The sequence below is a fragment of the Micavibrio sp. TMED2 genome (assembly GCA_002168225.1).
Classification (GTDB): Bacteria; Pseudomonadota; Alphaproteobacteria; order TMED2; family TMED2; genus TMED2.
Genome location: NHBH01000001.1, coordinates 672,000 through 698,212 on the forward strand (window position 1 = coordinate 672,000; position 26,213 = coordinate 698,212).

At 59.5% G+C, this 26,213-nt stretch carries 27 protein-coding genes and 1 pseudogene; 15 read left to right on the forward strand and 13 right to left on the reverse strand.

All coding sequences use genetic code 11. The annotated features are described in order from the left end of the window. Nucleotides 1-123 precede the first annotated feature (123 nt). The 3 genes from CBB62_03210 to CBB62_03220 all read left to right on the forward strand — a co-directional run bounded on the left by CBB62_03210 (nucleotide 124) and on the right by CBB62_03220 (nucleotide 2,572). The gene (locus tag CBB62_03210; GenBank protein OUT42617.1) at nucleotides 124-951 is read left to right on the forward strand and encodes a hypothetical protein; all 828 of its coding nucleotides are present in this window, start codon (nucleotides 124-126) and stop codon (nucleotides 949-951) included. An 89-nt stretch (nucleotides 952-1,040) separates the two neighbouring features. Further along, nucleotides 1,041-1,805 carry a 3-hydroxyacyl-CoA dehydrogenase gene (locus CBB62_03215; protein OUT41372.1) on the forward strand — a complete coding sequence of 255 codons (765 nt, stop codon included), beginning with the start codon at nucleotides 1,041-1,043 and terminating at the stop codon, nucleotides 1,803-1,805. A 77-nt stretch (nucleotides 1,806-1,882) separates the two neighbouring features. Further along, complete coding sequence (locus tag CBB62_03220; GenBank protein OUT41373.1) at nucleotides 1,883-2,572, forward strand: hypothetical protein; 690 nt, start codon at nucleotides 1,883-1,885, stop codon at nucleotides 2,570-2,572. 14 nt (nucleotides 2,573-2,586) lie between these two features. Here the strand turns inward: CBB62_03220 and CBB62_03225 are convergent, their stop codons facing one another. After that, a complete protein-coding gene (locus CBB62_03225) occupies nucleotides 2,587-3,522 on the reverse strand; it encodes a LysR family transcriptional regulator (GenBank protein OUT41374.1) in 936 nt (311 codons plus the stop codon). Between the two features lie 117 nt (nucleotides 3,523-3,639). Here CBB62_03225 and CBB62_03230 point away from each other — a divergent pair, with 117 nt between their 5' ends. After that, a complete protein-coding gene (locus CBB62_03230; GenBank protein OUT41375.1) occupies nucleotides 3,640-4,803 on the forward strand; it encodes a mandelate racemase in 1,164 nt (387 codons plus the stop codon). Nucleotides 4,804-4,825: 22 nt separating this feature from the next. Here the strand turns inward: CBB62_03230 and CBB62_03235 are convergent, their stop codons facing one another. Continuing rightward, on the reverse strand, nucleotides 4,826-5,677 hold the full coding sequence (locus CBB62_03235; GenBank protein ID OUT41376.1) for a hypothetical protein: 852 nt from the start codon (nucleotides 5,675-5,677) through the stop codon (nucleotides 4,826-4,828). Between the two features lie 347 nt (nucleotides 5,678-6,024). On the opposite strand from CBB62_03235, the gene CBB62_03240 reads away from it, so the two are divergent. The 6 genes from CBB62_03240 to CBB62_03265 all read left to right on the forward strand — a co-directional run bounded on the left by CBB62_03240 (nucleotide 6,025) and on the right by CBB62_03265 (nucleotide 12,874). Beyond that, nucleotides 6,025-6,585: a F0F1 ATP synthase subunit delta gene (locus CBB62_03240; GenBank protein OUT41377.1), complete on the forward strand. Its 561-nt coding sequence runs from the start codon at nucleotides 6,025-6,027 to the stop codon at nucleotides 6,583-6,585. After that, entirely contained in the window at nucleotides 6,585-8,114 is a 1,530-nt protein-coding gene (locus CBB62_03245) for a F0F1 ATP synthase subunit alpha (GenBank protein OUT41378.1), read from the forward strand. The genes CBB62_03240 and CBB62_03245 overlap by 1 nt, the downstream gene beginning before the upstream one ends. 35 nt (nucleotides 8,115-8,149) lie before the next feature. Next, on the forward strand, nucleotides 8,150-9,049 hold the full coding sequence (locus CBB62_03250; protein OUT41379.1) for a F0F1 ATP synthase subunit gamma: 900 nt from the start codon (nucleotides 8,150-8,152) through the stop codon (nucleotides 9,047-9,049). Between the two features lie 52 nt (nucleotides 9,050-9,101). Further along, on the forward strand, nucleotides 9,102-10,532 hold the full coding sequence (locus CBB62_03255; GenBank protein OUT41380.1) for a F0F1 ATP synthase subunit beta: 1,431 nt from the start codon (nucleotides 9,102-9,104) through the stop codon (nucleotides 10,530-10,532). Nucleotides 10,533-10,563: 31 nt separating this feature from the next. Continuing rightward, a complete protein-coding gene (locus CBB62_03260) occupies nucleotides 10,564-11,001 on the forward strand; it encodes an ATP synthase F1 subunit epsilon (protein ID OUT41381.1) in 438 nt (145 codons plus the stop codon). A gap of 268 nt (nucleotides 11,002-11,269) precedes the next feature. Then, nucleotides 11,270-12,874: a hypothetical protein gene (locus tag CBB62_03265; protein OUT41382.1), complete on the forward strand. Its 1,605-nt coding sequence runs from the start codon at nucleotides 11,270-11,272 to the stop codon at nucleotides 12,872-12,874. A gap of 28 nt (nucleotides 12,875-12,902) precedes the next feature. Here CBB62_03265 and CBB62_03270 read toward each other — a convergent pair. From CBB62_03270 to CBB62_03295, 6 genes and pseudogenes are all read right to left on the reverse strand, one after another. After that, nucleotides 12,903-13,955: pseudogene (locus CBB62_03270) on the reverse strand (hypothetical protein). Nucleotides 13,956-13,994: 39 nt separating this feature from the next. After that, on the reverse strand, nucleotides 13,995-15,002 hold the full coding sequence (locus CBB62_03275) for a glycosyl transferase (protein OUT41383.1): 1,008 nt from the start codon (nucleotides 15,000-15,002) through the stop codon (nucleotides 13,995-13,997). Between the two features lie 5 nt (nucleotides 15,003-15,007). After that, nucleotides 15,008-17,032, reverse strand: a complete 2,025-nt coding sequence (locus tag CBB62_03280; GenBank protein ID OUT41384.1) for a hypothetical protein — start codon at nucleotides 17,030-17,032, stop codon at nucleotides 15,008-15,010. Between the two features lie 41 nt (nucleotides 17,033-17,073). Continuing rightward, nucleotides 17,074-17,691 carry a hypothetical protein gene (locus CBB62_03285; GenBank protein ID OUT41385.1) on the reverse strand — a complete coding sequence of 206 codons (618 nt, stop codon included), beginning with the start codon at nucleotides 17,689-17,691 and terminating at the stop codon, nucleotides 17,074-17,076. Nucleotides 17,692-17,729: 38 nt separating this feature from the next. Further along, the gene (locus tag CBB62_03290; protein OUT41386.1) at nucleotides 17,730-18,497 is read right to left on the reverse strand and encodes a hydroxyacylglutathione hydrolase; all 768 of its coding nucleotides are present in this window, start codon (nucleotides 18,495-18,497) and stop codon (nucleotides 17,730-17,732) included. A gap of 63 nt (nucleotides 18,498-18,560) precedes the next feature. Then, nucleotides 18,561-19,493 (reverse strand): hypothetical protein, encoded by a 933-nt coding sequence (locus CBB62_03295; GenBank protein ID OUT42618.1) that lies wholly within the window; start codon nucleotides 19,491-19,493, stop codon nucleotides 18,561-18,563. A 153-nt stretch (nucleotides 19,494-19,646) separates the two neighbouring features. On the opposite strand from CBB62_03295, the gene CBB62_03300 reads away from it, so the two are divergent. The 5 genes from CBB62_03300 (at nucleotide 19,647) to CBB62_03320 (ending at nucleotide 22,535) form a co-directional block, all read left to right on the forward strand. Beyond that, nucleotides 19,647-20,390 (forward strand): hypothetical protein, encoded by a 744-nt coding sequence (locus tag CBB62_03300; protein ID OUT42619.1) that lies wholly within the window; start codon nucleotides 19,647-19,649, stop codon nucleotides 20,388-20,390. 85 nt (nucleotides 20,391-20,475) lie between these two features. After that, nucleotides 20,476-20,745, forward strand: coding sequence for a glutaredoxin 3 (locus CBB62_03305; protein ID OUT41387.1), 270 nt, complete (start codon nucleotides 20,476-20,478; stop codon nucleotides 20,743-20,745). Nucleotides 20,746-20,747: 2 nt separating this feature from the next. Beyond that, on the forward strand, nucleotides 20,748-21,560 hold the full coding sequence (locus tag CBB62_03310) for a hypothetical protein (protein OUT41388.1): 813 nt from the start codon (nucleotides 20,748-20,750) through the stop codon (nucleotides 21,558-21,560). A 57-nt stretch (nucleotides 21,561-21,617) separates the two neighbouring features. Continuing rightward, nucleotides 21,618-22,244, forward strand: a complete 627-nt coding sequence (locus CBB62_03315; protein OUT41389.1) for a hypothetical protein — start codon at nucleotides 21,618-21,620, stop codon at nucleotides 22,242-22,244. Nucleotides 22,245-22,319: 75 nt separating this feature from the next. Further along, nucleotides 22,320-22,535 carry a hypothetical protein gene (locus CBB62_03320; GenBank protein ID OUT41390.1) on the forward strand — a complete coding sequence of 72 codons (216 nt, stop codon included), beginning with the start codon at nucleotides 22,320-22,322 and terminating at the stop codon, nucleotides 22,533-22,535. Nucleotides 22,536-22,552: 17 nt separating this feature from the next. Here CBB62_03320 and CBB62_03325 read toward each other — a convergent pair whose 3' ends face one another. The 5 genes from CBB62_03325 to CBB62_03345 all read right to left on the reverse strand — a co-directional run bounded on the left by CBB62_03325 (nucleotide 22,553) and on the right by CBB62_03345 (nucleotide 26,209). Next, nucleotides 22,553-22,786: a hypothetical protein gene (locus CBB62_03325; GenBank protein OUT41391.1), complete on the reverse strand. Its 234-nt coding sequence runs from the start codon at nucleotides 22,784-22,786 to the stop codon at nucleotides 22,553-22,555. 97 nt (nucleotides 22,787-22,883) lie between these two features. Next, nucleotides 22,884-23,552: a hypothetical protein gene (locus tag CBB62_03330; protein OUT41392.1), complete on the reverse strand. Its 669-nt coding sequence runs from the start codon at nucleotides 23,550-23,552 to the stop codon at nucleotides 22,884-22,886. A 21-nt stretch (nucleotides 23,553-23,573) separates the two neighbouring features. Then, nucleotides 23,574-24,560 (reverse strand): hypothetical protein, encoded by a 987-nt coding sequence (locus CBB62_03335; protein OUT41393.1) that lies wholly within the window; start codon nucleotides 24,558-24,560, stop codon nucleotides 23,574-23,576. 30 nt (nucleotides 24,561-24,590) lie between these two features. Further along, nucleotides 24,591-25,208 carry a hypothetical protein gene (locus CBB62_03340; protein ID OUT41394.1) on the reverse strand — a complete coding sequence of 206 codons (618 nt, stop codon included), beginning with the start codon at nucleotides 25,206-25,208 and terminating at the stop codon, nucleotides 24,591-24,593. A gap of 134 nt (nucleotides 25,209-25,342) precedes the next feature. Next, entirely contained in the window at nucleotides 25,343-26,209 is an 867-nt protein-coding gene (locus tag CBB62_03345) for a hypothetical protein (protein ID OUT41395.1), read from the reverse strand. Nucleotides 26,210-26,213 lie beyond the last annotated feature (4 nt).

Sequence of the window (26,213 nt, forward strand, 5' to 3'; positions counted from 1 at the left end):
AGCTTGAAATAAGCGCAAGAAATTCATTGCTCGCCAAAAACACGCACAGTTGGGTATGTATTGGTTGCGACAGGAAATATCAGCGGCAGGGAGGGCTGCATGTCCGAATCTAAAATGAAAAATGTGAAGGAGTTCGAGGCATTCTCGCTCAACGGCTTTTTTGTCTTCTGCTTCTGGATATTGATGATTGGCACCATGCTCGGTGCCTTTGCCGTACGTCCGGGGCTGGGCATTCCGCTCGCCATCCTGAACTTCCTGATCATGACCGGCTTTACGGTGATCCAGCCGAATGAAGCCAAGACGGTGGTTTTCTTCGGTGACTTCAAGGGGTCGCTGCGGCGGGACGGGTTCCTGTGGACCTGGCCATTATCGGTGCGCCAGCGGGTTTCCCTGCGCCTGATCAACTTCGACAGCGAGAAGCTGAAGGTCAATGACGTGCGCGGCAATCCGGTCGAGATTGGTGCGATCATTGTCTGGCGGGTAGTCGATAGCGCCAAGGCGGTATTCAATGTCGACGACTATCATGAATTCGTGCAGACCCAGGCGGAGACGGCCATCCGCCATGTGGCCGCTGACTATCCCTATGATGCCCATGATGATGAGAAATCCCTGCGCGGCAGCAGCGACGAGGTGGCGGATGACCTGAAAAAGCAGCTCCAGCCACGCCTTGAGGTCGCCGGGATCGAGCTTGAGGAAACCCGGCTGTCGCACCTCGCCTATGCGCCGGAAATTGCCGCCGCCATGCTGCGTCGCCAGCAGGCCGAGGCGGTGATCTCCGCCCGTCGCTTCATCGTCGAGAATGCGGTCGGCATGGTCGATGACGTGCTTGAGCACTTCAACAAATCCGGCATGGTCAGCCTCGATGATGACCGCAAGGCGACACTGATCGGCAACCTCATGGTCGCACTGGTCTCGGATCGTGATGCGGAACCGGTGATCCGGGTTGGCTAAACCGGTTTTGCTCTGATACAACCGGCAGCCTCTCATTCTGTGATCACAGAACACATCAAACAGAACAATCAAGCAGGGGAAATCCGGACATGGATGTGCAGGGTAAAGCAGCGGTTGTCACCGGCGGCGGTTCCGGCCTTGGGGCCGCAACAGCACGGTTGCTGGCATCAAAAGGTGCCAAGGTAGCGGTTCTCGACGTCAATGAGGACGGCATCAAGGCAGTGGCCGGCGAAATCGGCGGTCTGGCAATCAAATGCGATGTTACCGATGAGGCCAGCGTGCGTTCAGCGCTTGAGACGGCAAAAGCCGCCCATGGCGCTGCCCGGATCGTGGTCAACTGTGCCGGTGTTGCGACCGGTGAGCGGATCGTCGGTCGTGAAGGCCCATCCGACCTTGCCCGCTTCCGCAAGGTGATCGAAATCAACCTCATCGGCAGCTATTCGGTCCTGAACCTCGCCGCCAATGACATGGCCAAGGAAGAGCCGGTCACTGAAGACGGCGAGCGCGGTGTCATTATCAATACGGCCTCGGTTGCCGCATTCGACGGCCAGATCGGTCAGGGTGCCTATAGCGCATCCAAGGGCGGCATCGCCGGCCTGACCCTGCCGGCAGCGCGCGAACTGGCGAAATTCGGTGTGCGGGTCGTGACCATCGCGCCGGGTCTGCTCGAAACCCCGATGCTGACCAGTATGCCGCCACAGGTTTACGAAAGCCTTGTCGCCACCACCCTGTTCCCGAAACGCCTCGGCAAGCCGGAGGAATATGCTGCACTGGCGGCGCATATCTGCGAGAACAGCCTGATCAATGGCGAGACCATCCGCCTCGACGGCTCGGTCCGTCTGGCACCGAAATAAGCAGCCTCAAGGGCTGATCGACTACCGGAAGGCGCGACCGGCATTTGCTGTCGCGCCTTTCGTGTGTCTGGTGCAGTATGTATCTCATGCACGATACTGTTGATGATCTTCAGGCACTGGGCCGCAAGCTGTACGAGGCGGTCAATACCGGTGACATTCCCTACGCCAATAACGGCTCCTATTGCCATGACCGGGCCTATGCCATGGCGCTGAAGGCCGAGCGTGCGGGCTTGCCGTTCGAGATGGCCTATTTCCTGCCCGGCTCGGTTGACGGGATGCAGGTTGATGGCGCGGTGCCATGGACCGCCCATGTGGTGATCGCAACGCCCGAGATGATGATTGATGGTGAGCCGCGCCGCCTGTTTATTGACCCGTCGCTGTTCGAGGGTGGGCCGGTGGGCTTGCAGCAGGTGCAGGATCGCCTCGGCACCACGGTCGAGCTTGAGACATTCCCCTTTGGTGAGTTCAAACCCAAGCAGCGCCCGCCGCATCAGCGTGAGGACTGGGAGCCCTATGAATATTTCGGCCCCGGCAACCGGATGCGCCCGACCGTCAACAAGGTGAAAAACAACCTGCGGCAGGCCTGGCGGGAATTGCGCGGTCAGGCGCCGATGCCGGGTGATGTCCTGCCCGCCGAGGCGGCAAGACCGAGCGATGGCTCCTTGCGCGTTGCCGCACCACAGCCGAAACAGCCACCGGCACCGGTTTCCGCCCTGTCACGGGTGCGGCAGGCGCTGTCCCACATTCCCGGCCTGCGCCACGCCTGATTAACCGGGTCTGATCAGCCCCGCAGTTCCTCGGTGGTGAGGCCAAGGGCATTATCATGTGCCGCGCTTGAGATGTTTTCGGCCAGATAATCAATAAACAGGCGAACCTTGGCCGAGAGATTGTGCCGCTCGGGATAGACCGCATTGACCGGCGCGGTCTGGCGATAGCGCGGCATGACCACGCGCAATCGGCCCGCACGCACATGCCGGGCGATATTCCATTCCGACCGCAGCATGATGCCATGTCCGCCCAGCACCCAGTCGAGGGCAACCTCGCCATCATTGGTGCTGAGATCACCGCGGATTTTCGCCGAGGGCACGCTGCCATCGCCGAGATCATCGAAGCGCCAGACATCATAGGCGGCATGTTCCTGCCGCAGGATGATGCTGTTGTGCCGCTGCAGATCGGCCAGTTGCTCCGGCGCGCCATGTCTTGCGAGGTAATCCGGTGCGGCGATGATAAAGCGGCGATTGCGCAGCAGCATCCGGGTGATCAGACCACCTGCAGCGGGCACGCCAAACCGGATGTTCAGATCAATGCCTGTCTCGACCAGATTGAGCGGTGCATCACTGAGCACCAGCTGTACCTCAAGTTCCGGGTGCCGACTGGTGAAGCCCGCGATGGCCGGGGCGATATACTCCCGACCGAAATTCAGCGTTGCATTGATCCGCAGCAGGCCGGTCGGCTGTTCGGCGGCTTTTTGCATGTTGTGTTCGAGGGTTTCGATCTCGCCCAGTATCCGCGCGGCATGGCGGAAATAGGCCTCGCCCTCGCTGGTCAGACTGACCCGCCGGGTAGTGCGGTTCATCAGGCGCACACCGAGGCGATCCTCGAGTTTGGCCAGACGGCGGCTGACGGCGGAGCCGGAAATGCCCAGCTCCCGTCCGGTGTCGACAAAGCTTTCCTGCCGCGCCAGCATAACGAAGAAACCGAGATCACCTTCCGACATAATTGAGAACCCAAACGCACTAATGAAATGAATTTTTTCAAATTATCATATTTTATGAATTGATCTACTGTGCCAGTCGACATCAGTTCATATCTTCGTCAAACAGAGCGCTTACTCATGAAAATCACTGCCATCCACGAGAAGACAGCCTCGATCGCCTCACCGATTGCCAATGCCTATATCGACTTCTCCAAAATGACCTGCTCGGTTGTGGCGGTGGTCACCGATGTTATCCGTGATGGCAAACCGGTGGTCGGCTATGGCTTCAACTCCAACGGTCGCTACGGGCAGGGCGCGCTGATGCGTGACCGGTTCATCGACCGGGTGATGGAGGCTGACCCCGATACGCTGGTGGATGAGCAAAATGACAACCTCGATCCATTCGCGATCTGGGACACGCTGATGAAGAACGAGAAACCGGGCGGTCATGGGGAGCGCTCGGTGGCCGTCGGCACCATAGACATGGCTGTCTGGGATGCGGTGGCGAAGATCGCTGGCGTGCCGCTCTGGCGGTTGCTGGCGGATCGCTACCGTGATGGGGATGCTGATGACAGCGTCTGGGTCTATGCCGCCGGCGGCTATTATTATCCGGGCAAGGATCACGCCAAGCTGCAGGATGAGATGAAGGGCTATCTCGATCTCGGCTATGAGGTGGTCAAGATGAAGATCGGCGGCGTGCCGCTGGCCGATGATCTGAAGCGGATCGAGGCGGTGATTGATGTGGTTGGCGATGGCAAGAACCTCGCCGTCGATGCCAATGGCCGGTTCGATCTCGACACCACGCTCGCCTATGGTGAGGCGATGAAGCCCTATAACCTGTTCTGGTATGAGGAGGCGGGCGACCCGCTCGATTACGAGATACAGGCGCGGCTGGCGGAGAATTACGGTCGGCCAATTGCTACCGGTGAAAACCTGTTCAGCCATCAGGATGCCCGCAACCTGCTGCGCTATGGTGGCATGCGGCCTGACCGGGACTGGCTGCAATTCGATTGCGCCCTGTCCTATGGTCTTGTCGAATATATGCGCACGCTGGCGGTGATGAAGGAGCTGGGCTGGTCACCGTGCCGGGTGGTGCCTCATGGCGGACACCAGATGTCGCTCAATATCGCTGCCGGTCTCGGCCTTGGTGGGAACGAGAGCTATCCGGGCGTATTCCAGCCCTTCGGTGGATTTGCCGATGGTATCGAGGTGCAGGGTGGCCGGGTCGGCCTGCCGCAGATCCCCGGCGTCGGCTTCGAGGCTAAATCCGCGCTCTACAAGGTGATGCAGGAACTGGCCTGATCCCTGAAATCTATTTGGCGGTTTACTTGGCGGCGGCCTCAACCGCCGCCTCGCTCAGGGGCGAAATCAGGATGCGGAACTCCTGATGATCAGCGAGCCAGAAGGCCAGCACGCCGAAGATGACCAGATGGATGGTGTAGAACTCCAGCGTATAGCGCCCGGTCAGCCGCGCGAGGCTGGAGAGGACTGGAATATCGGCGGTGTTCGGGATCGGCTGGTTGCGGAACCGTAACAGTCCCAGCATCAGGGCCAGCGTGCCGATCCCGACAATCCATGTCTGCAGCGTATTGAAGTCGAAGGCCAGCTGCTGCCATAGGGCATAGACCAGCACGGTAACGCCGATCACCGAGCCGAGCTGGACGTAATTCGCCGTACCCTGCCGGACCTGATAGCCGAACAGCGCGAACAGGAAGGCGATAGTACCGTATTCAAAGCTGAACCATGTGGGCACGCCGAGACAGGCGAGCAGCAGCAGGACGACCAGTATATTATCCTGTTGCAGCAGCGCGGGCCGGGTCAGGATCGGCAGTGCCAGCCGGGTCAGGATAATGGTGAGCAGGATGTTGATCGGCAGCAGCGGTTGCATGGTCGCGGCATCGACCAGCACCAGCAGGACAGCACAGGCGATGAGGCGCATGGGGATGTCGCGGCTGCGGGCATAGCCGATCAGAAACAGCCAGAGGGGTGCGCTGAAGCGTCCCACCATCCGCCACCAGTCGCTGTCGGCGATGAAGTAATAGCCGATATGGTCGACAACCATGGTCAGGATGGCGACCGCCTTCAACAGGTCGATGGTGGTGATTTCAGCCCCCATATCGCGGCAAAACCAGTGTTTTTTCGCTGGCAGTGCAGCCATATCATCGGTGCCGGTCATGGGCTTTTCTGTTGCTTTCAAAGGGGGCGACCTCGACTAAAACTAACCGGCAAAAGCTCCGGATGCGAATAAATGCCAAAATCGGACGAAAACCCGTCTTCTGCGTGTTGCAAGCGGGTAGACCCTATGCTATTCACACGCCGCGTTAGGACGGCTGGTGTGGTCGTGTGCGGGTCTAACCCTCTGCACCCTGCACCTAATCGGGATAACGACGACCCAAACCACCCGACATATTCCATCCGGGATATGATGGGCAGGTGGGTTGAATACCGTAACTGCCGGTTGTTTGCTGCAATGGCAAGCGGCCGGTGTCACCGATTTTAACCACTGACTGACCGAGGTTCACTGTGGCCACGCGCAGCCCGGGTTTTTCCGATCTTGCCAAGCGGTACGCCGCTGCCCTGTTCGAGTTGGCTGAAGAAGCCAAGGCTATTGACGCCGTCGAAGCTGACCTGCGTTCCCTCAAGGAAATGCTGGGTGAGAGCGATGATCTGCGCCATGTCGTCCGGTCTCCGGTCATGACCCGTGCCGATCAGTCAAAGGCCATGGCGGCACTGCTGGATGCGGCCAAAGCCCACGAAATCACACAAAAGTTTGTCGGCGTCGTCGCGGCCAATCGCCGCCTCTATGCGCTGCAATCGATCATCGACACGTTTCTCGCCGATCTCGCCGATCGTCGCGGTGAAATGACGGCAGCCGTGACCTCTGCGGTCAAGCTGTCCGATGAACAGCTCAATTCACTCACCGATACGCTGAAACAGACATTCGGTGCAAAAGTCTCCGTCAATCCGACCGTTGATCCTGCGATCCTCGGCGGGTTGATCGTTCAAGTTGGTTCAAAGCTCGTGGATGACAGCATCCGCAGCAAGTTGCAACGGCTACAACTAGCCATGAAAGGTGTTGGATAATGGAAATCCGGGCTGCGGAAATCTCCTCCATTCTAAAACAGCAGATTGCCAATTTTGGTGCCGAGGCCGATGTGGCCGAGGTCGGAACCGTTCTGTCCGTCGGTGACGGCGTTGCGCGCGTTCATGGCCTCGACAGCGTCCAGGCTGGCGAAATGGTCGAATTCCCGGGTGGCATCAAGGGCATGGCCCTGAACCTGGAAAGCGACAATGTCGGTATCGTGATCTTCGGCGAAGACCGTGACATCAAGGAAGGCGATCTGGTCAAGCGTACCGGTGCCATCGTTGAGGTGCCGGTTGGCAAGGGCCTGCTCGGTCGTGTCGTTGATGCGCTCGGTAACCCGATCGATGGCAAAGGCCCGATCGAAGGTGCCGAAATGCGCCGTGTCGAAGTCAAGGCACCGGGCATTATTCCACGGAAATCCGTTCACGAGCCAATGCAGTCCGGCCTCAAGGCCATTGACGCACTGGTGCCGGTCGGTCGTGGCCAGCGTGAGCTGATCATTGGTGACCGTCAGACCGGTAAGACCGCCGTGGCGATCGACACCATTCTGAACCAGAAATCAATCAACGAGGGCGATGACGAGAGCAAGAAGCTCTACTGCGTCTATGTCGCTGTCGGTCAGAAGCGTTCAACCGTTGCCCAGATCGTGAAAACGCTCGAGGCCAATGGTGCGCTCGAATACTCAATCGTCGTTGCGGCCACCGCATCGGAAGCGGCTCCGCTGCAGTTCCTTGCGCCTTATGCCGGTTGCGCGATGGCTGAATTCTTCCGTGACAACGGCATGCACAGCCTGATCGTTTATGATGATCTGTCGAAACAGGCTGTTGCCTATCGCCAGATGTCCCTGCTGCTGCGTCGCCCACCGGGCCGTGAAGCCTATCCTGGTGACGTTTTCTACATTCACTCCCGTCTGCTCGAGCGTGCGGCGAAGATGAATGAGGAGCACGGTGCCGGTTCCATGACCGCACTGCCGATCATTGAGACCCAGGCCGGTGACGTTTCCGCCTATATCCCGACCAACGTGATTTCCATTACCGATGGTCAGATCTTCCTTGAAACCGGCCTGTTCTATAAGGGTATCCGCCCTGCGATCAACGTCGGTCTGTCGGTCAGCCGAGTTGGCTCTGCCGCACAGATCAAGGCGATGAAACAGGTTGCCGGTTCGATCAAACTCGAACTCGCCCAGTATCGTGAGATGGAAGCCTTCGCCCAGTTCGCTTCCGATCTCGATGCCTCGACCCAGAAACTGCTGGCCCGTGGTGCCCGCCTGACCGAGCTGCTCAAGCAGGGTCAGTACAGCCCGCTCAAGGTTGAAGAGCAGGTTGCGGTTATCTATGCCGGTGTGAATGGCTTCATCGACGGCGTCGACGTTCGCCGGGTCGGTGAATTCGAAACCGGTCTGCTCCGTGAGCTGCGCGCTGGTGGCAAGGGCATCCTCGACAAGATCGCGAAAGAGCAGAAGCTCACCGACGAGATCGAGACCGAGCTGAAAGACTTCATTGGTAATTACGCCAAGAATTTCGCCTGATCATCAGACATCTTGGAACCAACGAGTAGCAGCAGATGCCAAGCTTAAAGGACTTACGTAACCGGATCGACAGCGTGAAATCCACGCGCAAGATCACCTCGGCCATGAAGATGGTTGCGGCGTCAAAACTGCGCCGTGCCCAGGATCAGGCCGAGGCCGGTAAGCCCTATGCCGAGCGTATGGGCGGTATCCTGTCATCTCTGGCGGGTCGGGTGACCTTTGAAAACGGCGCGCCCAAGCTGCTCGCCGGTACCGGCAAGGAAGATACCTACCTGATCGTAGCGATTACCGCTGATCGGGGCCTCTGCGGTGGTTTCAACACCCAGATCGTCCGTCTCGCGCGCAAGCGTGTCGCGGAGCTGCAGGCACAGGGCAAGACGGTCCGTCTGCTCTGCCTCGGTCGCAAGGCGGTCCAGCAACTGCGCCGGACAGCCAATGTCGACCAGCTGAAAGCGCCCGGTGAGTTCAGCACCTCGAATGTAAGTTTCGAGGAGGCAAAGGCCGTTACCGATATGATCATGGCCGAGTTCGAGACCGGTGGTTTCGATATCTGCGAGCTGATCTTCAACGATTTCAAATCCGTCATCAGTCAGGTGCCGACCGACCTGCAGGTTATTCCTGCGGCTCTGGAAGCGGCAGCGGCCAATGATGATGCGCCTGTAGATGAAGCTGGCGCGTCAAAGCAATATGAGTTTGAGCCGGATGAGGAAGCGATCCTTGCGGATCTGCTGCCCCGCAATCTGGCGGTTCAGATTTACTCTGCCCTGCTGTCGAGTGCTGCCGGTGAACAGGCGGCACGGATGACGGCTATGGACAACGCAACACGCAATGCGGGTGACATGATCAACCGCTTGACACTGGTCTACAACCGCAGCCGTCAGGCTCAGATCACCAAGGAGCTGATCGAGATCATCTCCGGTGCGGAAGCGGTTTAACAGCACTCAAAATTCGTAACACGACGATTTTTCAAACGAAGGCACAGGAAAAATGGCAAAGGCAAGCAACGTAACCGGACGGATTTCCCAGGTTCTGGGCGCCGTGGTGGATGTGCAGTTTGACGGCGATCTGCCAGCAATCATGAACGCACTGACCACCCAGATCGGTGATGTCACTCTGGTTCTCGAAGTCGCACAGCATCTTGGTGAAAACACCGTCCGGGCAATCGCCATGGACACCACCGACGGTCTGATCCGCGGTCAGGAAGTTACCGATACCGGTTCTGCGATCAACGTGCCGGTCGGTACCGCTACCCTCGGCCGTATCATGAACGTTATCGGTGAGCCGATTGACGAGAAAGGCCCGGTCAAGGCTGATGAGACCCTGCCAATTCACCGTCCGGCCCCTGAATTCATCGATCAGGCCACCGAGGCTGAAGTCCTCGTCACCGGCATCAAGGTCGTTGACCTGCTGGCACCATATGCCAAGGGCGGCAAGATCGGCCTGTTCGGCGGTGCCGGTGTCGGCAAGACCGTTCTGATTCAGGAACTGATCAACAACATCGCAAAAGGCCACGGCGGTGTGTCTGTTTTCGCCGGTGTTGGTGAGCGTACCCGTGAAGGTAACGACCTTTATTATGAAATGGTCGATAGCGGCGTCATCAAGCTCGATGGCGAAGGCTCCAAGGTGGCACTGGTTTATGGCCAGATGAACGAGCCACCGGGTGCCCGTGCCCGTGTTGCGCTTAGCGGTCTGACCATGGCGGAATATTTCCGTGACAAGGAAGGTCAGGACGTTCTGTTCTTCGTCGACAACATCTTCCGCTTCACCCAGGCAGGCGCCGAAGTGTCGGCTCTGCTCGGTCGTATTCCATCAGCGGTTGGTTATCAGCCGACGCTGGCAACCGATATGGGTGCGCTGCAGGAGCGGATTACCTCAACCAAGAACGGTTCGATCACCTCGGTTCAGGCGATTTACGTCCCTGCCGATGACTTGACCGATCCGGCCCCTGCCACCTCGTTCAGCCACCTTGACGCGACCACCGTTCTGTCCCGTCAGATCGCCGAGCTCGGCATCTATCCTGCGGTTGATCCACTGGACTCCACCAGCCGTATTCTCGACCCACAGGTTGTCGGTGACGAGCATTATGGCGTTGCCCGTGAGGTGCAGCGTATCCTGCAGACCTACAAGTCCCTGCAGGACATCATCGCCATTCTCGGCATGGATGAGCTATCCGAGGAAGATAAACTGGTCGTGGCCCGCGCCCGCAAGATCCAGCGCTTCCTGTCACAGCCATTCCATGTTGCCGAAATCTTCACCGGCTTCCCTGGCGTGTTTGTCCAGCTCGAAGACACCATCAAGGGCTTCAAGGGCATCTGTGCCGGTGAATATGATCACTTGCCTGAAGCTGCCTTCTACATGGTTGGCACCATTGAGGAAGCGGTTGAGAAGGCCAAGAAAATGGCTGCCGAGGCTGCCTGATAAGCGCGCGACTGTTTAAAGGACCACCCTGATGGCTACTGATGCCAACGCCAAGAAAATTCGCCTGGAGCTGGTTTCCCCCGAGAAACTGCTCCTGGCCGAAGATGTCACCATGGTTGTGATGCCGGGCACCGAAGGTCAATTCGGTGTTCTGGCCGATCACATCCCGCTGGTGTCGACCTTGGAACCCGGTGCCATTGATGTCTATCAGGGCAATTCCGTCGACCACCGCATCTTTGTGGCCGGCGGTTTTGTCGAGGTCGATGGCGAGCGTTGCATCGTCCTCGCAGAAGATGCGATGCCGGTTGATAAGCTCGATGTCGATAAGGTCCGTCAGGAATGCCGGGATCTGAAAGAGGATATCAGCGACGCCTCCAGCGACGCTACACGCCTGCTGGCCCAGAAAAAACTGGCGGTGGCAGAGGCCAAACTGGTGACCGTGACCGGCGATATTCTGCCGCAGTATTGATCCGCTGGGCCGCCCGTATCTCGCGGTTTCTCGCGTCATCGTGGCGTTTTATTAGTTGTCAACAAGACTTAAGAGAAATTCCGGCATCGTCCGCGTTGTATAACGCTGCATTCGGGACTATGCTGTTTGGCAGTCTTACTTATTTTCACTGGGACACAGCACGAGACTTGTGACCGATCATAACAGTCGAAACGATAGAGACAGGTTCCTTGCATTTGCCTTCGCAACTGCGGACCTTCTGATTGAGCTTACCCCTGATGGTGAGCACATGCAGTTTGTCGCCGGTGCATGTCAGACTATTCTCAATTACAAGCCGAAAGACCTTGTGGACCGGCGCCTCGTTGATGTGATTGCCGTCAGTGATCGTCCACGCCTGCATTCGGCTATTCGCTCGATCAAGGCCGGTCGCCGGATGCAGCCGATGAAGCTGCAGTTCCTCAACCGTGATGGCAAGACAATTGATGCCATGATTGCCGGTTTCCGGATGCCCGATGGCGATGAAACCAAGGCTGCAATCCATCTTTCTGCCAACTTCCCGCGCGGCAACCAGATTTCCTTCGTCGGCTCACTGGGTGATGATCGTGGCTCTGATTTTGTCGATATGAAGGACATGATCGCGCTGGCGACCGGGGAGACCACGGCCTCCGAGGGCCTGTCCCTGACCCTGCTCGACCTTGATGGCCTGTCGGATATCGATGATCCCGAGGCTTCGGCGGAGATTACCGACAGCCTGTTGAACCTGCTGCAATCTGATCAGGTCGGCTCGAAGGCGATTGGCAAGCTTGGCGATGACCGTTTCGGTGTCTTGCACCCGGAATGGATGAAGGCCGATGACCTGAAGAGCAAGGTAACCAGCACGGTTCAGGCCAGCCACCCGGCGGCGGCCAATATCAAGGCGACGACCAAAGCGGTTGACCTCGATCAGGATAATCTGTCGAAATCCGATGCCCAGCGCGCCCTGCAATATGCCATGGAGCAGTTTGCCCAGGCGGAAACGGCGGAAGAGTTCGATATCGACAGTCTTTATGAGAGCGTCACCGAACTCACCAAATCAACCGCCCAGCGGATGACGGAGCTGCGCTCGGTCATCAATTCCAACGGTTTCAAGCTGGTTTACCAGCCGATCGTCGACCTCAAATCCCGCCGGGTCAGCCATGTGGAGGCGTTGAGCCGCCTCGCTGACGGGTCATCTGCCCATGAGGCGCTGGCACTGGCCGAGAGCACCGGGGTGATTGAGGATTTCGACCTCGCGGTGATGAAACAGGCGATCGAGAAGGTGCAGGAAGCCAATGGCACCGGCATTCGCCCGCTGGTGGCGGTGAACATTTCCGGCCGGTCCCTGCAGAGCAATATGTTCGTGCAGGCACTGACCGATCTGCTCGACAGCCATAACGATATTCGCGAGCAGCTGGTTCTGGAAGTGACCGAGACCTCGGAAATCAAGGACCTTGGGGTTGTCAACGAAATCCTGCAGGAGTTCCGCAGCAAGCGGAACAAGGTCTGCATCGATGATTTCGGCTCCGGTGCCGCCGCATTCCAGTATCTGCGCACCCTTGATGTGGATGTGGTCAAGATCGACGGCTCCTATATCGACCGTATTCTCTGGGCCGACCGCGACCGGGCACTGGTGCTGGCGATCCAGCGTCTGTGTTCCGAACTGGGTATCCAGACCGTGGCCGAGAAGGTGGAAATGCCGGATCAGGCACAGGTTCTGCGCACCATCGGCATCGACAAGGGGCAGGGCTGGCTGTTTGGCAAGCCGGATGAGAATATCGATCAGTTCTTCCGCAAGAAGAAGGACAGCATCGATCACAAGGAACTGATGGATGAGGGCAAGGGCGATCAGGTGCCCGCTGCCGCCGGTACGCCCTAAGGCTCTACAGTCCGAATAAATCCACCACTTATGCGCCGGGTGACCAGCCTGTAGGTGCCATTTCAAAGCCATCGAAGACAAAGGCCGGGCTGACGGTACAGCCGACCAGCGTCCACGCGCCTTCACTCCGGGCTGATTGCCAGCAGTTGATCGGCACGATGCCCTGCGGCTGCTGGCCCTCTGACAAGGCGGGGCCAAGGGTGAGGGTTTCGGTTGTCCTGCCATTGGCGGACAGCATCAGGGACAGTGGTGCGCCTGCATACCAATGCCAGATTTCAACCGCATCGACCCGGTGCCAGGCCGATACCTCCCCGGCGCTCAGCAGGTAATATATCGCTGTGCCGGAACCACGCGCGCCGTCATCTCCGGCATCACGCCATGTTTCCCGGTAGTGTCCGCCCTCCGGATGGGGCTGTAACCCCAACCGGCTGATGATCTCGGCGGCACTGATATTGTCCGGGAGCATTTGGTCTTATGCCCCTTCCGGTGGCGCGGTTTCAGCGTAGCTGTCGTGTTTGGCGAATTTTGCGTGCCAGCTGGCCAGTTTCGGGAACCGTTCACGCCACTGATCGGCGCCATGTCGCAGGTCGAGATATCCGAGCGCAACCGCGAGGCTGATCGTGCCGATGGTGATCTCTGGGCTGATCGAGGCTGCGGTGTCCTCGAGATGGGCCAGCGTACGGTCAATGGCGCTTTTCTGGCGCGATGACCAGTTCTCCGAGCGCTGTGCCGCCTCACGCTTGGCTTCGAGTACCCGCAGCACGGCGGCGTCCATGATGCCATCGGCCAGTGCCTGCAGGCGCAGATCCTGCCAGCGCGCCATACCGCTTTCCGGCAGCAGCGGGGCCTTGTTGCCGAGGCTGTCGAGATACTCGCAAATCACCGGGCTGTCGAACAGGGTGGTGCCATCTTCGAGCACGAGGCACGGAACCTTGGACAGCGGGTTGTTTTTCAGCAGTGCGTCACCGGACTCCCACGGGTTGGTAACCACCTTGTTGATACGATCCTCAACGCCCTTTTCGATGGCGACCATCATCACTTTACGGACATAGGGCGATGTATGGCTGAAATGCAGTGTCAGCATGATTTGTGCCTCTGTTGGTATGGCAGGGAAGGAAGGTCAGTTCTGTTGACTTCTTCGGATGTTGTCAGCTTTTGCATGAATGCCGGGAATGGTGAGGTAACGCATCCGCTTGGCCTCCCGGCGGCCATAGGAAACAGTATCGAGGATCAGGCCGCTGACCAGACTGAGGGATGCCAGCAGCATCAGCCCGGTGGCGAGGATCGCGGTGGGGAAACGCGGCACGAGGCCGGTTTCGAAATAGGTGATGAACAGCGGATAGGCGATGATGATCGACAGTAGCGCCAGAAAACCGGCCACCGCCCCGAAGATGCGGAACGGCTTCTCCTGACGCAGCAGGTTGATCATGGTCCAGAGGATGCGGGTGCCGTCACTATAGGTGCGCAGCTTGCTCTCCGAGCCGGAGGGGCGGTCGCGGAAATCCGTCTCGATCTCATCGAACGGCATCTCCAGCTCAAGAGCATGTACCGTCAGTTCGGTTTCAATCTCGAAGCCGCGCGACATGACCGGGAATGACTTGACGAAACGGCGGGAGAATATCCGGTAGCCGGAGAAGATATCGGAGAAGCCCTTGCCGAACAGGCGGCGCATGATCTCGGTCAGCACCTTGTTGCCCATGGCGTGACCGGGGCGGTAGGCCTCTTCCACCACGGCCTTGCGGGCACCGTTAACCATATCGAGGCCGTCATCGACCAGTGTCTGGATCAGCTTTGGTGCCGCGTCGATGTCATAGGTGTTGTCGCCATCGACCATCATATAGATGTCAGCATCGATATCAGCGAACATCCGGCGCACGACAAAGCCCTTTCCCTGACGTTTCTCCCGGCGCACGATCGCACCGGCACGCTCAGCCTCGCCGACCGTATCATCGGTGGAGTTGTTGTCGTAAACAAAGATCCGTGAATGGGGCAGCAACTCGCGCAGCTTGCGCACCATGCCGCCAATGGCGATCTCTTCATTCATGCAGGGAATGATGACGGCAATATCGAGGTCATCGAGACTGATCTGCTTTGCCGCAGCAGCACTGGCAAGGGCACCATCGGCCATGAAACTTATCCGCTGTTATTGCTGTTGTTATCTGTATCTGTTGCCGGTGCTTCCGCATCGTCCGGATCAGCCTGCTTTATGACGGGTGCCCAGTCATCTAGCAACTCCCGTCGTGCGAGAATGACCCATTCACCGGGGATTTCGAGGGCAACGCCGAACCGGTCATCGCCGCCGTTGAGTGCCCAGTCATAAACCCCGGGCCGTTCTAGCTCCGGCTGGTCGATCACCGGTTTGACGCAGACGGCGGCAACCGCAATGTGCCGACGGTCGATTACCTCGTTCATATAGTCCGTGCCCGGCGTGCCGAAAAACCGGCGCTCATCGAGAATGCCGTCAGTATTCCGGTGATAGGGCGCACTGATGATGTTGAAATCCGTATGGAACAGGATTGCCGGGCCGGGATTTTGCGAGGCCATCACGATCATCGGGTCAGGGCTGTGCCATTTGGCTTCCAGCTTTGGCGCGATCTCCTTGAGATAGGTCACCATCGGGTAATTTGTGCAGACGGCCTGTCCGATGGGATGTGACATCGGTATGATCCGGTTGTCGGCGGTGTAAGTAGGCTGCAATGCCTTGTTTTCCGGGGCATTGGTCGGCACAGCGAACAGCCGATAATTGATCGTGCCCGATTCCTCCAATGCGCCCATGATATGGGTGACGAGCAATGGCAGGCCGATGATGATCGGCACGAGTATGTCGGGTTTCAGAAAGGCTACCTGCATCCGCTCAAGCCGGATCAGCAGCAGTGCTGCAAAGGGTCCGGCGGCGGCAACCGCGAAATAGGCGAAACGGAAATACAATGTGCCAACCATGGTCAGCAGTGTCAGGGTAACCATGGCGCCGAGGGTCAGCAGTTTCTGCCGTTCGGTCAGCTCTGCCCGGTATTCCCAGACCAGCAGCAGGCCAAAGATGCCGAGAAGCGGCGCGCCGATATTGACCAGCAACTGATCCGGCGTAATCGACGGCTGCATTTCCTGAATATTGGCAATCCAGGTTTTCAGTTCGGGGGCCACATGGTTCATGGCACCGGCATAGGCATGGGGGAACAGGGCAATAAACCCGGCGACCACGAGCAGGCCCAGAATGCCGAGGCCGATGGTCTGCATGATCAGCCGATTATGCCTGATCCGGTCCAATGGCGGCATGATCAGCGTGCGTCCGATAATCAACATGCCGGTAAAGCCGGCAAAGCATATATGGACGATTGAGGCGCGGTCATGCACTGCCGCCCATCGGCCCTCATAGGGCGGATCAATGATGATCGCACCAAGCAGGAGGACAACCCATGACAGGGCAAACAGCATGTCACCACCGATGCAGGTCCGTATCGGATGGGGTAACCGGCCATCGATATGGTCGACAATCCGTGCCCATGACTGCAACGCAATGCCAAGCACCAGCCCGGCCATGGTTTCCGGCGTTGTCCATATGGCAAGCGCTGCGCAGGCTCCTGCCATCAGGGAATGGGAGTAGCGTTTCCCCCGATCCATGCCGATCAATGCCCACCAGAACACACAGACCAGCAGCACCGCGAGCAGATGGTGGTCCGGGCGTCCGATGGTGCCATAATTCAGTATGGGCCGCGCCGACATGACAATCAGCGCCGCGATACAAGCCCAGCCGGGTGTGGTCAGATACCGTGTCAGTCTATAGATAACCAGACCGATCGCGAGATAGAACAGTGGTGCGCAGAGTGATCCGGCATAGATCAGGGCATCCTGCCACGGCATGAACAGCTGGAGTGGTAATGCCAATGCCGTGATCAGCAGCATCAGCGGGTAGGTCCAGTGTAGCACGATGCCGTCAGGGGCATTGATCTGATTGAACCAGCCATGGTCTTCCCACCACCTGCTCTCGAGCAATCGGACCATATAGGTGTGATTGTCGGTAGAAAAACCGACTAACTCGCCTGGCCATACCTGTGCGATGAACAGCTGCTGGATAATGCCAAACACAATGATCGCCGTGATGCAGAAGGCAGGCGATGAAAAATTGATCCTGATATGAATGGGCTTGGTGGTGCTGGTCATTATCGGTGATGTTCCGGCTGCACTATACCCACCGTCATGGCTTAGGCGGCATGGGCGGCTGCATCCTGTGTCAGACGCCAGTCGAGTATGTCGAGCCGGTCCTGCCCCCAGAACGGCTCGCCCTTGAAGACATAGCCGGGGGCGCCGACGACCCCGGCAGCGAAGGCCTCTGCCGTATCGCGCTGGATGCGGTCATTGGCTTCCTGATCCTCTGCTGCGGCATCGACCCAGTCGGGATCACAGCCGTTTTCGGTCATAATCGCGCGCAGGGTATCGGCATCGGTGATATCCCGGTCCTCTACCCAGACAGCCCGGAAAATCGCCAGCATCAGTGCACCGACATCGGCGAACCGGTCCTCGGCATAATTCAGCAGGCAGCTTGCCGGTATCTCGGCCACCGGGAAATGCTTTGGCTCGAGATTAAGCTCGATATCGAGAAACTCGCGCCAGCGCTTCATCTCATGGATGCGATAGGCCTGCCGGATCGGCGGACGCTTGGCCAGTGGCAGGCCACCTGTCTGCGGGAACAGTGTCGGCAGGTGCATGGGTTTGAAATCAACCGCGAGGTCGTGTTTCTCAACCAGCGTCATGAACCGTTGATGGCCCATATAGCTCCACGGGGAAATGACCGAGAAATAGTAATCGATGGTTCTGGACATGATAGCTCAGGGGATAGAGAGAACAGTTAAGGAGTGCCCTATGCCGCATCCTTGCGGCGGCGGATTTCGGCAAAGACCCGTGCGGCAGGGGCGCCGCTCAGGTTGAGGTTGGCCTGCAGGTCGGGATCATCGGCGCGCAGGAACGGATTGGTCTGGCGCTCCTCGCCGATGGTGCTCGGAATGGTGGCGAGGCCACGACCGCGCAGGCCCTCGACGATGCGCATACGCTCGGCGAGGGCCGTATTATCAGGGTCGATGGAGCGGGCAAAGCGGGCGTTGCTGAGGGTATATTCATGGCCGCAGTAAATCGCGGTCTGCTCCGGCAGGTCACGCAGCTTGCACAGGCTGTCCCACATCTGCTCGGCATCGCCCTCGAACAGGCGGCCACAGCCCATGACGAACAGGGTATCGCCGACAAAGGCGATCCCGGCATCCGGGAAATAGAAGCAGATATGGCCGCTGGTATGGCCGGGGGTGGCAATCACCTCGACACGGTTGCCGCCGAAATCCAGCACATCGCCTTCCTGAACTGTCTGGTCGAGGTCCGGGATGCGGCTTGCTTCGGCAGCCGGGCCGATCACCGGCGTATTATAGCGCTCTTTGAGCGCGTGATTGCCAGCGGTGTGATCGCTGTGGTGATGGGTGTTGAAGATATGGGTCGGCTGCAGCTTGCCGTGCTCCAGCGCCTTCAGCACCGCGGCACCGTCACCGGGATCGACAACCCCCACATGCTCGCCATCATCGGCAATCAGCAGATAGATGTAGTTGTCGCTCAACGCGGGAATAATCTGGACTTTAAGGGACATGGAGATAGTACCGGTCGGGCTGTGGGCACGGAGATTTGGCACTGGCTGTCGGGACGGGCAATGTCAGTCGCCATCAGACTGCCGGGTTTGGGTTGGCGGCGCAACCACATCCTGTGTTTTGTGCTCGGTCGTGCCCAGCGCATCGGCCAAGCGGGTACCGGCAGTGCCGGGGCGCAGCGGCTTCGGCTGGCTCGCATCCGGGCACCATCCGGCCATAAACACCAGATCGAAACTGGCCGGGACGCGGCCATCGCTGCCACCAAACCGGGTCTGGTACAGCTCCATGGCCCGAAACAGCACATCGCGGCGCAGCGGCTTGCGTGAGCGGTCATGGCGGAGGTTGCTCTCTCCCATCGCCCTGAGCTCGGCCAGCAGCCGCATCGGCTCGGCATAGCGCACGGCCAGCCGTTCGTGATCGGCAACCGGCAGGGCAAAGCCCGCCCGCTGCAGCAGCCCGGCAATCTGGCGTAGATCGGCGAGCGGCGAGAAGCGCGGATAGGCACCGCCGGTAATCTCGGTCTCGGCCTCGACGAGGCAGGCGCGCAGTTCGTTCAGGGTTTCGCCACCGAACATGACCGCCTGAAAGAATCCGTCTGGCTGCAGGACCTGCTGGATCTGCCAGAGCGTGCCGGGCAGGTCATTGACGTGATGCAGGTTGAGATTGGCCAGCACGAGGTCGAAGCTGTCGGCGGCAAAGGGCAGGGCCTCGTCATCGGCCACCACGCCATATTCATGATGGGCGGCGAAGGTGAAGGCGGCATCGCTCGCCACATACAGGCGGTCGGGATTGCGCGGCAGGGCATTGGCCAGTGCGGCCCGGCGTGCACCCAGTTCCAGAACGCGGTTAAAATCACGGCGAACATCGGTGAGGCGTTCGGCCATCCGATGGGCCGCTTCCTCAAACAGAAAATCGGCATCGGCATAGAGGGTGGCTGCCGCCCGCGCCCGGCGCTGGCGCAGCAAACTGCGGTCGAATGGCAGGTGCGGATCACTCATCTGGCTGGCAGGGCCGGTTGTGGCTGGTCTTTGGTCATTCATCTGCGGCACTATAGCGGCGGTTTTGCAATTCGTAATCGGGGCAAGGGCTTGTCATACACCGATCAGGCAGCAGTTGGATACCGGCTATTGACCGGATTGCGCCAGCAGGTGATGCGCGCGGTTGACCTGCTGTTGCCGCCACGCTGTGCCGGTTGCGGCTGCGATATCGAGGCTCAGGGGCTGCTCTGCGGTGACTGCTGGAACGATCTGCGGATACTGGAGCCGCCCTGGTGCATCTGTTGCGGCCAGCCCTTCGCCTATGAGCAGGCAAATGCCGGAGAGCGCTGCGGCAGCTGTCTGAACGAGCCGCCGATCTATGACCATGCCCGTGCCGCCTTCGCCTATGACGGTGTCGCCCGGCAGCTGGTTCTCGGGCTGAAACATGCGGACAAGCTCTATTTCGCACCGCTGCTGGCGGGATGGCTGCAACGGCTGGTGCGTGGACTGCCGGACCTTGATCCGGGTGGTCAGGTGCTGGTGGTGCCGGTGCCGCTGCATTGGCGGCGCTTGCTGCTCCGGCGGCACAATCAGTCGGCGGAACTCGCCCGGTATCTGGTCCGTGAGGTGGGCAGCAGTCACGGCACCGACCTGCCGGAACTGGTATTCGAGCCGCAGCTGGTGACCCGCAACCGGGCGACGCCGCCCCAGGGATCGGATCAGGCGCCCTCGCGTCATGTGAATGTGCGCGGTGCCTTTACCGTGACGAATCCCGCCCGCGTTAAGGACGCCCATGTGCTGCTGGTCGATGATGTGATCACCACCGGTGCGACGGTGAACGAGATTGCCAAACTGCTCAAACGGGCCGGTGCACGGCGGGTTGATGTACTGACGGTCACAAGAGTTGTGCGCGACTGATTGTACTGCGGCCTTGTCAAACCGCGCTTTGAACCGCAAATTTAGAGACAGATATGTATTCAACCTGTGCCGAGGCATCAAAGGTATGACCGCTAACGTTGAACTCTATGTGAAAATGACCTGCCCCTATTGCCACCGCGCGATTGCGCTGCTGGACAAGAAAGGCGTGCCATTCACCAAAACCGATATTTCCGCTGAACCCGACAAGCGTTCGGAGATGATTGAGCGTGCCGATGGCCGCCGCACCGTGCCGCAAATCTTCATCAATGGTGAGGGGATCGGCGGCTGTGACGACCTCTATGCGCTTGAGGCGGCGGGTAAACTCGACGCCAAGCTGGAAGTGGCCAGCGCGTGAGCATGATTGATGTCGCCTGCGTTCAGTTGAATGTGGGCGAAGAGCTTGGGCCCAATCTCGATCATGCAAGCGAACTGATTGCCGCTGCGGCCTCGACCTTGCCTGCATCCGACAACCGCCTGATCGCGACGCCGGAGATGACCAGTGGCATCGTCAAGGGGCGGGAGCGTGCCTTGGCGGCTGCCCTGCCCATGGCCGAACACCCGGCGATTATCCGGTTTTCCGAGCAGGCGGCATCATGCCGCTCATGGCTGCTGATCGGTTCGATCTCTGTGAAGCTTGAGAATGACGAACGGTTGGCAAATCGCAGCCTGCTGTTCAATCCCGACGGTGAACTGGTCGCGCAATATGACAAGCAGCATATGTTCGATGTGGATGTAACCGGCGATCAGGTCTATTGCGAGAGCAATACCTACCGCCCCGGTGACAAGACCGTATCGGCGGATATCGGGGCCGCAACGCTCGGGCTGTCGATCTGTTATGACGTGCGCTTTCCGGCGCTGTACCGCGCACTGGCCCGTGCCGGTGCCGGGGTCATTGCGGTACCTGCCGCCTTTACCGTACCGACCGGCAAGGCGCATTGGTCGGTTCTGCTGCGCGCTCGCGCTATTGAGACCGGCTCTTTTATTGTCGCACCGGGGCAAACCGGGGAGCATCATCCGGGCCGTGTCACCTATGGCCACTCCATGATTATCAGCCCCTGGGGCGAGGTTTTGGCCGAGGCTGACGACCAGCCGGGCGTGATTTCCGCCACCCTCGATCTGGCGCTGGTGGATAAAGCGCGAAAAGCTGTGCCCGCATGGCAATTTGATTGATGCGTTTTCTTGGCGTTTGCGTATCATGTATCAACAACATGATAGATGGGGCGCCACATGGCCGATAAATACCCTGACGGGGAACCAAATACCTACGACAGCAGCAAAAGCAGCCGCACGCGTGACGATTTTGAACTGCTGCAGGATATCGCCTTCACGGCAACCGAGAAGCAGTTACCGGCACTGATGCAGGCCATCGGCAAGCCGCAATATGCCTCGAAGAAAATCCGGGTTGAGCCGATCGACCAGCAATCGCTTGATGCGGCCTCCGCTTGGGATCAGCCGGATCGTAAGCAATGGGTCGATGATTACGACTGGCACCGCATCTGGGAAAACTATGCCGAAAAGCCGAACCGCTTCGGTCTCGCGATCTGGGTTGACCAGCCCGATGGCAAATCGGTACTGGCCGGTATGGCTGCCGGCTCAGTCTATGATGACCGTGAGCCGGGCCGTATTGACCTCGATTATATCGAAAGCCCGAAAAAGTCGGACAATCCGATTCCGGGGCGGCCCGTTTCATCACGGTTGCTGCCGGTATCAATGCGGTTCAGGGCGGCGATTTCAAGGAACTGCGCTTCGTTGACACCAACCCCGGTTCCGAGGCCCTGTTCAAGGCCATGGGCTTTGAGAAGACCCCGGGCGAAACCGACGAGCTGGGTTACGAGTTCGTGCGCATGCGGGTAGAGCCGAAGGTCGATCCGCATCTGCAGATCCGCAATGACAAGCCCGACTTCACCAATATTCCGAAGGTCTGAGCCGATGACCAATACTACTTCCGAACCGATTATCGCACGGCTGAAAACCAAGGCAGAGCGCATCGCCGCCGCCGACCCGCAGAAGGTGGCGGAGATTGAGGCGCGGCTGGAGAATGTCCGCCCGCTGGCCGAGCGCATCGACAAGCGTGCCCTGTTGAAGGCCGGGCGGCTGGACCAGTTCGATGGCCCGAACCGGCGCTCAGGCAAGAAGGCCCATTAGACCGATATCTGTTGTGGTTACAGATGAACCGCGACGCTGTGATTGATGCCGTCGGTGGTCATCGGTATCTGCAGCCAGTCGATTTCCGGTTCACTGCCGTAATTGGCCAATAACCGCTCCATCCACGGGCCCTGATGGAAGGCGCGTGCCTTCTGTTCATCATCCCAGAGATACATCCCGCCACCGATATCGGTTTCCGGATTGTAGTGATAATCCTTGCGCAGCAGGCCGTCGATATCCGTGTAGAGCACGGTTGTTTCTTTATATTTTGCGTACAATGTCTCCGCATCCCAACCCTCGGGTCTGGGAAAGCGGACAAAGACCAGAACGTGCATGAGGTTCCTCCCGTCAGACGTTTTCGTCACCGAAATCATAGGGTTTCGGTAGGCAGGCAGCCAGCAGTTTCGATTGCAACAACAGGCGGTGCTGTACAGCGGTCATGAAGCTGTCTACATCACCGGTCCAGTGCAGCGGGCGACCAACCCAGCCCTGACAGGCAAGCGGCACCGGCACCCCGGCGCCGCGCGGCCAGGCACGACCGAGATTGGTCAGCCAGACCGGTACGACCGGCACGGCAGGCGCAGCGGCAACGAGATGGCCAAGCCCCTTCTTGATCTCACCGAAAACTTCCGGCTCACCGCGCGTGCCTTCGGGAAAGAACACGAGGATCGCGCCGTTCTCCAGCGCATCGCAGGCTGGTTGCAGCGGGTTGTCATCCGGGCTTTTGCGCTGGCGGGAGATCGGCACACCACCGAGGATGCCGAGCACGATGATCCGGCCCCACCATGTGGTCTCGAAATAATCACCGGCGACAATCGGGCGGACCCGCAGGATGCCGCGCCATGGCAGGGCAGCGATCAGCACCAACGCATCCAGATGGCTGTTGTGATTGGCGATCAGGATCGCCGGGCCGGAGCCATCGGGCAGCCGGTGCCGTCCGCGAATGCCGTTACCGGTAACCAGAAACAGCAGCGGTCGCAGCACACAGAGAATGATCGTGAGGCGAAGCCAGCGCATCGGGTGCCCGTTCCTTGAAGCCTAGACGTAGAAGAAGTAACGGCAGATGTGGAACATCAGCGGTGCTGTAAACACCGTGCTGTCGAGCCGGTCGAGCAAACCGCCATGGCCCGGCAGGACGGTGCCGCTGTCCTTGACCCCGAGGTCGCGCTTGACCGCTGAGACGGTAACATCGCCGAGGAAACCGGCAACCGCCAGTCCGGCCCCGAGCATCGCCGCCATGGTGCCATGGAACGGTGACAGGAACGGCCCGATCAGCAGGGCCAGCGTTGCCGTTGTGGCAATGCCGCCGATGAAGCCTTCCCATGTCTTGTTCGGGCTGATGCTCGGGATGATCTTGGTCTTGCCGAGCAGTTTGCCCCAGCAATATTGCGCCACATCATTGCCGCCGGTCAGGATGAACAGCAGCAACAGCAGGCCAAGCCCTTCGCCCGGTTTGGCCACATCGCCGAAATGCTGGATCGGCAACACCAGCAGAAAGGCGGCGTGTCCGAGGGCATAGACCGCCATCATGACGCCCCAGTGCAGGGTACCGAGCGAGATAATGAAGCGTTTGGTATCCCCGGCGAGGACGAGGGCGACTGGCAGGATCATGAACAGATAGACCGGTACCAGAATGATGAAAAACCCGTACTGCATTTTCAGGATGAACCAGGTCTGCACCGGCACCGCCAGATAGGCGAGCATCAGCGCCCAACGATCCGACGGGCGCAGCGGCACGAGGCTGGCATATTCGCGCAATGCCAGAAACGCGATCAGCGCCAGTACCAGCACACCCATGAACGGTGTGCCGAACAGCAGCGGGGCCAGAAACCCGAAAATCAGCCACCAGCCGACCATGCGGGCATTCAGCTCCTGCGTCCGGGCCTTGCCGCGCTTCCGCTGCAGCAGCTTGGCCGCGATGGTGGCCGCACCCAAGACTGCGACGGCACCGGCGATCACCCAGAGCAGATGCGGCGGCGGCAGTTCCAGCCCGATACGGGAGATGATGCGGAGAATATCATTCATGGCGGGATCATTCCGGTCGTGTCGGGGGCTCTAGGCGCCCGGCGGAGGTGTCAGACGGGCGACAGAGCGGTTGATGATGGTCACCAGATGCAGGGCGATGAACAGGCCCAGAGCACCGCTGAGCCAGCCCGGTGGTGTCCCGAAACTGACCATAACCGTTAATACCACAACCGCTGCCGCCCGATCACTCTTGCCGAGCGGTCCGTGATAGGCGCGCTGGCCATTGCGGATCAGGCGCAACAGGCCGGCCAGCTCGGCGAACACGCCGGTAGCGACAAAGCCGATCAGCAGGGACGGGTTGATCGTGGGCACGATCAGCAGGGGCAGATACATCACGAGGTCGCTCAGAATATCGGCTGTCTCGTTGAAGATCATGCCGCCCTTGGTGCTGGTGCCGGTCCTGCGGGCCACCAGCCCGTCGAGGGCATTGAGTGCCATGCGTACCAGCATCAGCGGCGGATAGAGCAGCAGCGCCCATAACGCCGCATCGGAGAACAGGATCGCGGCCCCGCCGAGTGCCGAAAGCGCGAGGGCGAGGGCGGTCAGGGCATTGGCGCTGATACCGCGGGTCAGGCAGAAGTCCAGTACCGGTAACAACAGGCGCTGAAATGCCGGCTTGATCTGATAGAGGCTGGGCAGTTGCGGCATCGGGTTGCTCCATCGACGGTGATACTGAGTGATTGCTCACTCACCCACATGATAGTCGCTTGTGCCCGGCTGCGAAGCGGGTTGTGGCGAGTGGCACTCACATGCCCGGCCGCTGTGCCATTTATCCGAGGTGATCAGCCGAATTTGGGCGCCCGGATCAGCTTGCGCTCGGCCCAGAAGCTGCGGGCCATGGGCGACATTTTAGCCTTGGCCTGCTCGAACGGGATTGCCGCCGGGGCGGTTATGTTGAGCATGTCCGCCGCCCGCGCCACCCATGCTGCTTGGGTCATCGGCTGGCCGTCGGCGAGGTTATCAATGGTCAGCGGGGCAGGATTGGCAATCCGGTACAGCACCGCGCGGGTAATGTCTTCCACATGGATGCGATTGAAAACATGGCCGGGCTTGTCGACCACCTTCGCCTTCCCGCTCTGCAACTGCATGATGATATTGCGCTCGGGCCCATAGATACCGGCGAGGCGGAACAGGCTCAGCGGCAATCCGACCGGTTGCATCAACCCCTGCCATGCCTGTTCGATCGCCAGCCGTTTTTGCCCGCGCTCGGTTGCCGGTGCCGGGTCGGTGGTCTGCTCGATCCAGTCATCACCGCTGTCGCCATAGACCGATGTAGCCGAGAAATAGCCGGTCCAGCGAAACCGCCGGTCAAGCATGGCGGGGCCATAGGTGGTGAGCGCCGGATCGTGCCCATCCTCGCGGTCCGGGCCAATGGTGCTCAACAACTGGTCATAGCCGTCGGGGATCGCATCGCCGAACGCGACGGTTTCCAGCCCGGCGGCAGACAGACGCTCGCGGGTCTCTGCATTGCGGCTGGTGCCGCCAACGCGCCAGCCACAGGCGGTCAGGGCGGTAGCGATATATTGGCCGGTATAGCCGAGGCCGAGGATGAACAGGTTGCGCCGTTCCGCCGGAATGGCGGCGGTCAGTTGCTCAACCGTTTGGTCAATAATACGTGGTGCCAGCGCGAGGCTTGGATCGTTGGACATAGCT